This is a genomic window from Aeromonas sp. 602200 (assembly GCF_049173895.1).
Classification (GTDB): domain Bacteria; phylum Pseudomonadota; class Gammaproteobacteria; order Enterobacterales; family Aeromonadaceae; genus Aeromonas; species Aeromonas veronii_A.
The window spans coordinates 1-10681 of sequence record NZ_JAAKSL010000025.1 but is presented as its reverse complement, the minus strand read 5'-3'; the positions used below and the strand labels follow the sequence as shown (position 1 = coordinate 10681).

At 57.9% G+C, this 10681-nt stretch carries 10 protein-coding genes and 2 tRNA genes; 6 read left to right on the top strand and 6 right to left on the bottom strand.

Annotated elements, in window-relative coordinates:
• Window positions 1-141 precede the first annotated feature (141 nt).
• Window positions 142-227: transfer RNA gene (locus G5221_RS20120), tRNA-Leu, on the top strand.
• A 109-nt stretch (window positions 228-336) separates the two neighbouring features.
• Window positions 337-609, top strand: coding sequence for a late competence development ComFB family protein (locus tag G5221_RS20115; protein WP_005343036.1), 273 nt, complete (start codon window positions 337-339; stop codon window positions 607-609).
• Here G5221_RS20115 and G5221_RS20110 read toward each other — a convergent pair.
• Entirely contained in the window at window positions 604-813 is a 210-nt protein-coding gene (locus tag G5221_RS20110; RefSeq protein ID WP_005357820.1) for a hypothetical protein, read from the bottom strand. The genes G5221_RS20115 and G5221_RS20110 overlap by 6 nt on opposite strands.
• A 301-nt stretch (window positions 814-1114) precedes the next feature.
• Here G5221_RS20110 and nhaC point away from each other — a divergent pair, with 301 nt between their 5' ends.
• A complete protein-coding gene (gene nhaC, locus G5221_RS20105) occupies window positions 1115-2524 on the top strand; it encodes a Na+/H+ antiporter NhaC (protein ID WP_005357819.1) in 1410 nt (469 codons plus the stop codon).
• Between the two features lie 138 nt (window positions 2525-2662).
• On the opposite strand, the gene erpA is transcribed toward nhaC, so the two are convergent.
• The 3 genes from erpA to clcA all read right to left on the bottom strand — a co-directional run bounded on the left by erpA (window position 2663) and on the right by clcA (window position 5276).
• The gene (gene erpA / locus G5221_RS20100) at window positions 2663-3013 is read right to left on the bottom strand and encodes an iron-sulfur cluster insertion protein ErpA (protein ID WP_005340225.1); all 351 of its coding nucleotides are present in this window, start codon (window positions 3011-3013) and stop codon (window positions 2663-2665) included.
• Window positions 3014-3100: 87 nt separating this feature from the next.
• Window positions 3101-3796, bottom strand: a complete 696-nt coding sequence (locus G5221_RS20095; protein WP_213390412.1) for a DUF6776 family protein — start codon at window positions 3794-3796, stop codon at window positions 3101-3103.
• A 91-nt stretch (window positions 3797-3887) separates the two neighbouring features.
• Window positions 3888-5276: a H(+)/Cl(-) exchange transporter ClcA gene (gene clcA, locus G5221_RS20090; RefSeq protein ID WP_421263786.1), complete on the bottom strand. Its 1389-nt coding sequence runs from the start codon at window positions 5274-5276 to the stop codon at window positions 3888-3890.
• Between the two features lie 244 nt (window positions 5277-5520).
• On the opposite strand from clcA, the gene hemL reads away from it, so the two are divergent.
• Both hemL and G5221_RS20080 read left to right on the top strand, forming a co-directional pair.
• Window positions 5521-6807, top strand: coding sequence for a glutamate-1-semialdehyde 2,1-aminomutase (gene hemL / locus G5221_RS20085; RefSeq protein WP_421263785.1), 1287 nt, complete (start codon window positions 5521-5523; stop codon window positions 6805-6807).
• 217 nt (window positions 6808-7024) lie between these two features.
• Entirely contained in the window at window positions 7025-7840 is an 816-nt protein-coding gene (locus G5221_RS20080; protein WP_421263784.1) for a hypothetical protein, read from the top strand.
• Here G5221_RS20080 and G5221_RS20075 read toward each other — a convergent pair.
• Together G5221_RS20075 and G5221_RS20070 are read right to left on the bottom strand one after the other, a co-directional pair.
• Entirely contained in the window at window positions 7755-8657 is a 903-nt protein-coding gene (locus tag G5221_RS20075) for a TSUP family transporter (RefSeq protein ID WP_421223938.1), read from the bottom strand. The two genes, G5221_RS20080 and G5221_RS20075, sit on opposite strands and share 86 nt — an antisense overlap.
• Window positions 8658-8953: 296 nt before the next feature.
• Window positions 8954-9703, bottom strand: coding sequence for a DsbA family protein (locus G5221_RS20070; RefSeq protein WP_421210251.1), 750 nt, complete (start codon window positions 9701-9703; stop codon window positions 8954-8956).
• 197 nt (window positions 9704-9900) lie between these two features.
• On the opposite strand from G5221_RS20070, the gene G5221_RS20065 reads away from it, so the two are divergent.
• Window positions 9901-9988, top strand: a tRNA-Ser gene (locus G5221_RS20065).
• Window positions 9989-10681: the final 693 nt, after the last annotated feature.

The window sequence follows — 10681 nt, the reverse complement described above, 5'->3', positions numbered from 1 at the left end:
TGGTAGACGCGCTAGCTTCAGGTGTTAGTGCCCCCCGGGTGTGAGGGTTCGAGTCCCTCTCTTCGCACCATGCTTCTGACATGTAAAAACAGAGCAATGCGCTCCAACCGCATTTAAAAACCAGCTGGAGAAAATCAGTGTGCGAAGGTGGCGGAATTGGTAGACGCGCTAGCTTCAGGTGTTAGTGTCCCACGGATGTGAGGGTTCGAGTCCCTCTCTTCGCACCATTCATTACGCAAAAGGCCCATCACGAAAGTGATGGGCCTTTTGTTTTTACTCCTTGTTATGGCTATGCTTTTGACGACTCCCCGCTCATCGTCATGCCAAGGAACGCATATGATACTGGATACCGACATTCACAACTTTTACGAACATCTGGTGCTCAAGGAGATTGAGAAACAGGGGCTGCAGCAAAAGCTCAACAGCGATCAGATGGCCGACCTCTGCTGCCTCACCCTCAACCAGCTTCCGGCCCACTATATTCGCCACAATGTCGACATGATCTACTTCCTGACCGACGCCAAGCGTACCGAAATGGAGAAACTGGTGGTCGAATCGCTCAAGGTGGCACAGCAGAAGATCAAGCAGGCTCCCGTCAAAAGCTCATAACCAGGGCTGCTGCCAGAGCAGGGTGACGATACCGGTCAACCCGGCCACTGGCAGCAAGATCAAGGCGGGCCGCAATCCGGGCTCCAGCATCACCCAGGCAGCCAGCAGAAAACCGGCACTCCAGGTGCCGTACTCTTTATCCTGACCCCATGCGAGTACGGCCACCGCCACCAGCAACATCATCCCCCGCAATATCCAGCGCATTGTTTTCTCCCCAATCAACAATTGATAATAATTATCATCTTCATCTGGTGGGGATGCAAGTGGCGTCACAGGCAAGCTTCGTATGTGCCCCTTTGTGTCAACAGGCCGCTCAAAAACGGGTTATGAGATCAACTAATTTGTGATTTTTTCAATCAAATGTGCATTTTTGCCAATTTGATGGGGCTTTAACCCGCCGGGTTTGTGGTAGATTGCGGCCTCTTTTTGGGTTGCCTCCTCGGGATCGATGTATCCACAGGACGAGAGGGAGTGACCTTGGCGAGCAAGAGTTTAGGAAGTATCTATGCAAAACCAACAAAACCACATCCGACTACCGGGCATGGCACAGGTGTTTGCCTGTCTGGCCATTTTCCTGGCCCTGGCATTCTCGTTCACCAGCGTGCTCGATCTGCCGATCCAGCTGGCGTTGTTCATCGCCTGGTTCGTCATTATGGGGCTTGGCATCAAACTCGGCCACGATTACAAATCCCTGGAACAGGCAGCCGTTGACGGCGTTGCCAAGGGAATGGGGGCCATCCTGATCTTGGTCTCCGTCGGTGCTCTGGTCGGCACCTGGATTGCCGGTGGCATAGTCCCCAGCATCATCTACTTCGGCCTCAAGGTGATTCACCCGTCCATCTTCCTGCTGGCGACCCTGATCATCTGCTCCCTGACCTCGCTGGCCACCGGCACCTCCTGGGGCTCTGCCGCCACCGCCGGTATCGCCATGATGGGGATCGGCCACAGCCTCGGCGTGCCTGCGCCGCTGGTAGCCGGTGCCGTGCTCTCCGGCGTCTATTTTGGTGACAAGCTCTCTCCGCTCTCCGACTCAGTAGTGCTGGCTTCGACCATGTCCAACGTCGACGTGGTGGAGCATATCAAGGGGATGCTGCCTATCAGCCTGCTCTCCTATGTCATCACCGCCGTGCTGTTCACCGTGGTGGGCATGCAGTATTCGGGTAATGTCAGCCTGGAGCAGGTCAATCTGGTGATGGAGGCTCTCGACAACCAGTTCAACATCACCCCGCTGGCCATAGTCCCCGTGGTGCTGGTGCTGGGTCTGCTGGCCAACCGCAAGCCCGCCTTCCCGGTGATCAGCTTCGGCGCCCTGCTGGGCCTGATCTGGGCCATCGCCTTCCAGGGCATGGATCCGGTCAAAGCGATGCACTCAGCTTATAGTCCGTTTGCCATCACCTCCGGCATCGATTTTATCGACAACATTCTCGGTCGCGGCGGCATGGAGTCCATGCTGGGCTCGGTCGCGGTCATCATCTTCGGTCTCGGGTTTGGCGGCCTGCTGGAGAAGGTTGGCATTCTGGAAGTGATCGCCAGCGCCTTCGAGAAGCGCATCAATAGCGTCGGCAGCCTGACCAGCCACACCATCGGCACCGCGTTTCTGGCCAACGTGTTCGGCTCAGCCATGTATGTGTCGCTGATCCTGACCCCCAAGATCATGGCCAAGAACTACGACCGACTGGGACTGGCGCGCAAGAACCTCTCTCGCAACGCCGAGTTTGGCGGCACCCTCACCTGCGGCATGGTGCCCTGGAGCGACAATGGCATCTTCATGGCCGGGGTACTGGGAGTGGCCACCCTCGACTACCTCCCCTACATGTGGCTGAGCTTCACCTGCATCATTGTGACCATCACCCTCGCCTACATGGGCAAGGCGGTGAACCGGATCCCGCTGGTCGCGGCGGCAAGCTCCCGCTAAGCCATCCTGCAAACAACAAAGGCGCCATCAAGGCGCCTTTGTTGTTTCAGAGAAATACTGTTTGATGGAGCACACTGATCACCACAAACAAAAACAGCCCTCGTTGCCGAGAGCCGTTTCATCAGACCGATACGCCGATCAGATGGAGAAGCTGGAGCCACAGCCACAGGTCGTGGTGGCATTGGGGTTGGTCACGGTAAAGCGTGAACCTTCCAGACCCTCGGTGTAATCCACACTGCCGCCTACCAGATATTGCAGGCTCATGGGATCGATCACCATGGTGACGCCATTCTTCTCGACTACGGTGTCCCCGTCGTTGATCTTCTCATCAAAGGTAAAGCCATACTGGAAACCGGAGCAGCCCCCACCCGTGATGTATACCCGCAGCTTCAGCTCGGGATTCTCTTCCTCGGTGATCAGGTTCTTCACCTTGTTGGCCGCCGCATCCGTCATCTGGATGGGCAGCGGGGCTTCTGCTACTGCACTCATTACTGACCTCACAACCATTAGATCCACAAACATGGAAACCGCGAAATTATCCAATACCCGACCATTCAGTTCAAGTATTCACCACGTTTAACCGGCCGCGGGAACCGGAGCAGGCGGTGTGGCGACCAGCGGCTTGATCACCTCGCCCCACTCAACCAGCAGCTCTTGCGCTGGTTGCCTGCCATCCTTGTTGATGGTGACACGGATCCGATCCGGCACAAAGCCTTCCGGCAACTGCCAATTCCCTTCCAGCAGCTGGAAATAACGCAGGGCATAACGCCACTCGCTCACCTTCATTCCGAGATCGCGACCGGTCAGCGTCTTCGGCTTATCAGCCAGGCTCCCCTCAACCCGGATCTGCACCTGACCACGAAACAGCTCCCGCTTTTTGGCGGGCTGGGTCAGGGCGAGACGATAGTGGTAGCGACCGGGAATGCTGGTCTCCTGCAAGGTCAGGTTATCGATCACCACCCCCACCTGTTCGCCGGTGGGGCGCATGATCCGCTCGAAAAAGGCCAGCTGGCGCTTGAGCTCCTGCACCTGCGCCTCCTGACTCTTCAAGGTGGTCTGCAACTGCTCGAAGGCCGCTTTCTGGGTCGCCAACTGGGTATCTTTCACCCCCAATTCGGTCTTGAGCTGGCCGATGGCCTTGCCCTGACGATCCAGCGTCTCCTGCTGCACCACCAACAGACTGCTCTGAGCCAGCTCCTGACGGTTACCGACAAAGTAACCAATGAGCCCGCCAACGGCTAACACGACCAATAACTTCAATAGATTGGACATAGCCCCTCATCCCGTTATCACGCCATTTACGGCAGCGCCTCTCCCTTCACTATACCGCCCTGACCGGGGCCAAAGGCGATAAAGGGAAAAATTAACTGGCCGTGGCGCTGCCATCACCCCGCTTTTGACGCGCGGCGAGCCGTAAAGTTCGCTCCAGGATCTGGGAATAGATGGGCCGGCCACCCAGCCACTGGGCAACCAGAGTCGCACCGACCGTGGTGATCATCATCGGCAGGATCAGCTGATAGTTGTCGGTCATCTCGGTGACCAGCACGATACCGGTGATGGGGGCGCGCACGGTGGCAGCAAACAGCGCCCCCATTCCGGCGATGGCAAAGGCGCCGGGCTCGATGCCAAGCTCCGGAAACGCCGCATGAAACAGATGGCCAAACACCACGCCAAACAGGGTGCCCAACGCCAGGGTTGGCGCAAACACCCCGCCCGGGGCACCGGAGCAGAAGCAGATGAGGGTCGCAACCAGCCGCACCGAGAAGATAAGGAACAGGGTCGCCATCGTATACTCATCCCCCATCAGATGGGGAATAAGCTCTGTGCCGCCCCCCGTCACCGCGGGAGCAAACAGCGACAGCACGCCAAACGTTCCGGCGACCAGCATGCCGATGGCTACAAAACGGTGGCGCTTGTTCTGATGCAACGCCAGATAGCCATCCTGACAGGCCAGCACCAGCTTGTTGAAGACAAAACCGAGCACCCCGAAGGTGGCCCCCATAAAGAGGAACAGCCAGAGAGCCTTGAGGGCTGGCGCATCGTAGTGGGGCAAGGTGATCACCGCCCCCTGCCCTTTCATGTTCTGCAACATCAGGGTCGCCATGATGGCGGATATCCCTACCGCCTTGATGGCCAGAAAGGAGTAGCGGAATTGCGGTCGCATCTCCTCCATCACGAACAGGATGCCTGCCAACGGCGCATTGAAGGCTGCCGCCAGACCGCCCGCCGCACCGGCGGCCAGCAGGGCGTGGCCATGCTCCTTGGGCAGCCGGAAGATATCCGCCACCATCTTGCCGAGGTTGCCGCCGATCTGTACCGAAGGCCCCTCCCGCCCCAGCACCATACCGGAGCTCAGGGTACAGATGCCGCCGAAGAACTTGACCGGCAACACTCGCCACCACCGCACCGGGCGCAGATCGTCCATCGCCCCCTCGATCTCGGGAATGCCGGAACCACCCGCTTCCGGGGCAAAGGTATGAGTGAGGAAGTAGCCGACAAATCCCAACAAGGCGCTGAAGCCAAAGCCGAGCAGACCGAGCTGCCACCAGGGGCGGTCGGCCAGCAAGGCGATGCGTTGTTCTGCCAGCCAGTGGACACCAGATTCGAACAGACCGCACACCAGTCCGGCCAGGGTGCCGACCAACGCCGCCAGCAGCAGCACCAGCAAGGGCATCTTGTCTTGCCGGATAATGCGGGAAAGCGGCCCCCGCAAAGAGATATCGGCTTCAGAGGAGAGAGCTTGTTGCGCCATCTTGTTACACCAACTTGGAAAAACCATATCGTCAGCTAGCTGAGATCAGGATCACCCGGCGCGTTGCTCGGCTGCCCAGGGCTGGGGCTTTCTGCTATAGTCGGCCCGTTAAATTTTTGTCACGGGAGCAGACCGAGAGTCCGGGTGGCGAGAGCGCAAAGCATACTCCTGATGCTCCGGCCTGCCGAGTCTCAATCGGCTGCAATCCCTTGTGTGACGACCAAAATCCCATTAAGGATGATCCATGTCAAAATCAGATCAGCTGTTTGAACAGGCCCGCCAGACCATTCCGGGTGGCGTCAACTCACCGGTCCGCGCCTTCAATGGAGTCGGCGGCACGCCCCGCTTCATCGATCACGCCGATGGCGCCTATCTCTATGATGTGGATGGTCAGGCCTACGTGGATTACATCGGCTCCTGGGGCCCCATGCTGCTGGGTCACAACCACCCCGCCATCAAGGCCGCAGTCATCAAGGCCGTTGAGAAAGGGCTGAGCTACGGTGCGCCGACCGAGATCGAAGTGCTGATGGCCGAGAAAGTCCGCCAGATTGTCCCCTCCATGGAGCAGGTGCGGATGGTCAACTCCGGCACCGAAGCCACCATGAGTGCCATCCGTCTGGCCCGTGGCTACACCGGCCGCGACAAGATCGTCAAATTCGAGGGCTGCTACCACGGCCACGCCGACTCCCTGCTGGTCAAGGCTGGTTCCGGCGCCCTGACCCTGGGTCAGCCAAACAGCCCGGGCGTTCCGGCCGATTTCGCCAAACACACCCTGACCTGCGTCTTCAACGATCTGGATTCGGTGCGTGAAGCCTTCACCCAGTACGGTAGCGAAATCGCCTGTATCATCGTCGAGCCGGTCGCAGGCAACATGAACTGCATCCCGCCGGTGCCGGGCTTCCTGGAAGGTCTGCGCGCCATCTGTGACGAGTTCGGCGCCCTGCTGATCCTGGACGAGGTGATGACCGGCTTCCGCGTCTCCCTGCGCGGTGCTCAGGGTCACTACAACATCGACCCGGATCTCACCACCCTCGGCAAGATCATCGGTGCCGGCATGCCTGTGGGCGCCTTCGGCGGCAAGAAGAAGGTGATGCAGCACATTGCACCGACCGGCCCTGTCTATCAGGCGGGTACTCTCTCCGGCAACCCGGTGGCCATGGCTGCCGGTCTGACCATGCTGGATCTGCTGCTGGAGCCGGGCCTCTATGAGCAGCTAAGCGCCAAGACCGCCCGTGTTGCAGAAGGGCTGAAAGCCGCCGCGGCCAAGCATGGCATTCCGCTCGCCATCAACTATGTGGGCGGCATGTTCGGCTTCTTCTTCACCGAAGAGACTGAAATCACCCGCTACGAGCAGGTCACTCGCTGCGATATGGAACGCTTCAAGCGCTTCTACCATCTCATGCTGGAGGAGGGCGTCTATCTGGCGCCGAGCGCCTACGAGGCGGGCTTCCTGTCATTGGCTCACGGTGACAAGGAGATTGAACATACCCTGTCTGCCGCCGAGCGCAGCTTCGCCAAGCTGGCTGGCTAAATCGCCGCTGGTTGTCGCAAAGGGCCCGTCACGGGCCCTTTTCTATTGCAGTGCATTCATCACCACACAGCTCTTCAATACGCCCATTTCTGGTGCATTGTCCCCTTGTCATCCACCGATTTGTCATCCTCTGGTGCAACTTGCCCCGCCATCTCTGTCATAAAGCAGGCCCACTATTTGCACATTCACCACAAGAGCCCACGTCACCGAGGTCCATATGGCAGAGATGAGCCCCATCGATGTGCTGCGGCGCTATCAGGAGTATCAGGAGGAGCTGACCCCGCTACTGCAGGGGCTGCTCAGCGCCCCCCTTGTCTCGCTCAAGGGGTATCCCTTTGTCATCAGCATTGACCACTATCTGGGGCCGATGTGCATCCAGCCTGCGGCACCGACGGCCCATAACCGGCTGCACCTTGTCGTGCAGGGACAAGGACGGGAGATCACCGTCTGTCTGAATCAGTTGATTGGCTGGTTGATGGGGGACAGGGAGCGCCGCCGCGCCATGCCCTGGTTCAAGGCGGTCTATGTGGTGCTCAGCATGGCGCTGTTTCTCATCGTCGCGACGCTCATCTGGCACGGGCTGGAGCAGATCTACCAGCTGTTGTGCGGCGAGCAGCAGAACCAGCTCGGCGCCTTTAGCGCCATCATCTTCCTGACGCTGGCACTGGCGGTGTTCGATCTGGGCAAGACCATTCTGGAAGAGGAGGTACTGCTGCATAAGGATATCTTCCGCCACAGCGCCATTCGCCGCACCATCACTCGCTTTATCGCCGCCATTCTGATCGCGGTCTCCATCGAGGGGCTGTTGCTGCTGTTCAAGGGTTCGCTCGGCCAGAGCGAGCTGCTCTGGCCTGCGGTCGGGGTGATGGGGTGTGCGGTGGGGTTGCTGCTGGCGCTTGGCCTCTATGTCTATCTGGGGGCCAAGGCTGAAGCGGCACTGGTACAGGCTAGCCTGCGCTCTCCAACGTTAGCTGCACAGGGGAGCGACGCGCCGCCCGCCAAGAAGCGTACATGGTCCAGGAGGTATAGATGACGATAAAGGCAACCAGCCACTTCAGCATCTCCATATCCATGGATTTGACCAGCATGGCGGCCAGCACCACACCGATGGGGCCAAAGATGGCTACCGCCAGCACCGCCTTGGCATCGAACGCCCCTTTACGGATAAAGGTGCCTGCGGAGAAAACGCTAAGCACGGCGGTGGAGCCCATCATGATGGGAAACGCCGCCAGCGGATTCATCCCCAGCAGATAAACCAGCGTCATGCAGGGAGCAAACAGGCCGATACCGACATTCATCAGCACCCCGAAGATGAAATTGCCAAGCAGGGCGATCGCCAGCTTGTAGCCGCTGAGCCCCATCGCATCGCCGCCTACAGGGAAAAGCCCCAGCAGACCGGCAAAGATAAGCCCTGCAACGACCAGTAAGGAGATAGCCATCACCAACCGGATGGTCTGCCGATCAAACGAGGCCACATGACGAGCGCCCCAGGCCGCGCCAGCTGCGGCGGCCATCATCATGCTGATCAGCGTCAGCGGCTCCACTGCGACTGCACCGACGAAGATCAGCGACTGAGTCACGGTCGGCAGCACGCACTGCCCATTGAGGGTACCCGGCAGTACCCGATCATCGATCAGCTTGAACTGCTTGTAGCAGGCGGTCTTTACCGCAAAGCTGCCCACCCCCAGGGTATCGAGGAAGTTGGCAACCCCACCGATCAACGCCACCGGCCAGAAGGGGGTCGCCTCAAAGGCTCCACTCTGCTTCTTCCGCCAGCAGGCTTGTACCAGCATAAAGATGAATACGAGGCCTCCGGCTATAAAAACCAGCCGTAAAATATCAACTAACATAGGGGTTTCTCCTGCAACGGGCGGCGATTCTAAGACAAGCAGCAGAAAAAATCTTGACCGGAATTAAGCAATGCTCACGACACGCCTCTGCGAGGTGAAATATTTATCAATAGACTCCGAACGACTCTGCTAATACTTGTTACTGAGGCCAACAGGCCGGGTCCTGAGCACGTTGTTATGGTCCTTTCGCGACGACCACTTGTGCCAAAGGACATAATAAAAAAGAGGGCCGGTAGTGATACCGACCCTCTTTCTGTATCTGGCCGGGGCGCAGGGCCCTCGACCATGACAACCGCTTATTGAATGCTCTTGCCGGCACGCACGTCCTTGATAAACCCCTTCAGGCTGGCCAGATCACGGGGAGCACCGCGCAGGATCTGATCACCGATGATGAAGGCCGGGGTACCGGAGATACCGAGCGCTTCAGCCAGGGCACGGTTGGTACCGAGGTTCTGATCAATGCTGCCATCCTTGATCTTGGCCTCCACCTTGCTCCAGTCCACACCAGCCGCCACAGCCAACTGCTTAACCTGTGCTTCATCAGCGAGCGGGCCCTGATGGCTATAGAGCTTCTCGTGGAACGCCTGGTATTTGTCAGGCTGACCCAGCTGGACCGCCAGCGCAGCACGGGCTGCGAAGTAGGAGGACTCGCTCAGAATGGGGAACTGCTTGTAGATGTACCGGATGTCTTTGTCTTCCGCCATCAGCTGCTTGACCAGCGGATGGGCCCGTTTGCAGTAACCGCAGTTGTAATCGAAAAACTCCACAATGGTCAGCGACGCCTTCGGATTCCCCATCTCGGGATCCTGATTGGCATAAAGCTGCTTGGAGTGAGCCTTGATCAGCACCTTGTCACTCTCGGCCTGCTGGCTCTCCTGCTTGGCACGCAGTGCATTGGACATCTCGACCAGGATCTCGGGATTCTTGACCAGATAGTCGCGAACGATTTGCTCGACATCGCTTTTGGTCAGCTCGCTTGCATGTACCGGCGTCGCCAGCAGGGTCACGCCAGCCAGCGCGCAAAACAGGGCATTTTTAATAGTCATAACGTTATCTTGCAGAGGATATGATAGAGGCCACTATAGTGGTTGAGTCTGTTTTCAAGTCAAGCTATCTGGCCAAAAAAGCGCTTGATGAGCCATGATTGCCACTTTTTCATGTCATTTAGCGCAATTAACCAGCAATCAAACCGGACAGGGATTTACAAGCCGGATCAGCATGGTAATATTCGCCGCACTGTTGCGGAGGGGTGGCAGAGCGGCTGAATGCACCGGTCTTGAAAACCGGCGATGGGCGACCATCCGTGGGTTCAAATCCCACCTCCTCCGCCATTCATACCGAGCCCATGCAACCATGTTGCGTGGGCTTTTTATTTGCCTCCGATTTGTCATTCCTCATAGATCTCAACACATTAGCCTTCTCCAGCGCCCCCATTAATTTTCCCACCTGCAGGCTCAATAGCCACCACAAGATCCCCTACCAACATCTAACCTCTGCGTTCCTGCGGGTATCCCTTCCCAATTACTTATTATCCCAAACAACAAGGACCCAAAGCAGCAACCACTGCGCCTGCGTGTTAGCACAGCCAACACACTCTCTGGCATAACGTCAGTGGGCGACTAACAAAATCATGGACAAACAGAGGGCTCAAAAAGAAAGACTTCAGCTAACACAGGACGCAGATGCCCAGGAAAGATCGCAAGCAAGAGATCGTAGCGTACGGGCGAGCATAGGATTCGTGGATCATGACTACGCCAGAGCCGCCATACAGAGCGACAGCGGTTCAGTGAAGAAAGAGTACCAAGCGGAACATCAGGCTATTTGTGGAACCAGAAAGCAGCTCCGAGTAACAATAAGAACAGAGGAAAGGAGATAGGGCCGGTAAAAAATCAGGCTACCTTCTGAGTTTCAGGTAATAAAAAACCCCGCTCGATGAGCGGGGTTCTTAAATTGGGTGCCTGGCAGTGTCCTACTCTCGCATGGCGAATGCCACACTACCATCGGCGCTACCGCGTTTCACTTCT

Coding starts and splice junctions, on each gene's coding strand:
- erpA (WP_005340225.1), bottom strand. CDS start 3,013: ATGAGTGCAGTAGCAGAAGCCCCGCTGCCCATCCAGATGACGGATGCG.
- G5221_RS20070 (WP_421210251.1), bottom strand. CDS start 9,703: ATGACTATTAAAAATGCCCTGTTTTGCGCGCTGGCTGGCGTGACCCTG.
- G5221_RS20095 (WP_213390412.1), bottom strand. CDS start 3,796: ATGTCCAATCTATTGAAGTTATTGGTCGTGTTAGCCGTTGGCGGGCTC.
- hemL (WP_421263785.1), top strand. CDS start 5,521: ATGTCAAAATCAGATCAGCTGTTTGAACAGGCCCGCCAGACCATTCCG.
- clcA (WP_421263786.1), bottom strand. CDS start 5,276: ATGGCGCAACAAGCTCTCTCCTCTGAAGCCGATATCTCTTTGCGGGGG.
- G5221_RS20080 (WP_421263784.1), top strand. CDS start 7,025: ATGGCAGAGATGAGCCCCATCGATGTGCTGCGGCGCTATCAGGAGTAT.
- nhaC (WP_005357819.1), top strand. CDS start 1,115: ATGCAAAACCAACAAAACCACATCCGACTACCGGGCATGGCACAGGTG.
- G5221_RS20075 (WP_421223938.1), bottom strand. CDS start 8,657: ATGTTAGTTGATATTTTACGGCTGGTTTTTATAGCCGGAGGCCTCGTA.
- G5221_RS20110 (WP_005357820.1), bottom strand. CDS start 813: ATGCGCTGGATATTGCGGGGGATGATGTTGCTGGTGGCGGTGGCCGTA.
- G5221_RS20115 (WP_005343036.1), top strand. CDS start 337: ATGATACTGGATACCGACATTCACAACTTTTACGAACATCTGGTGCTC.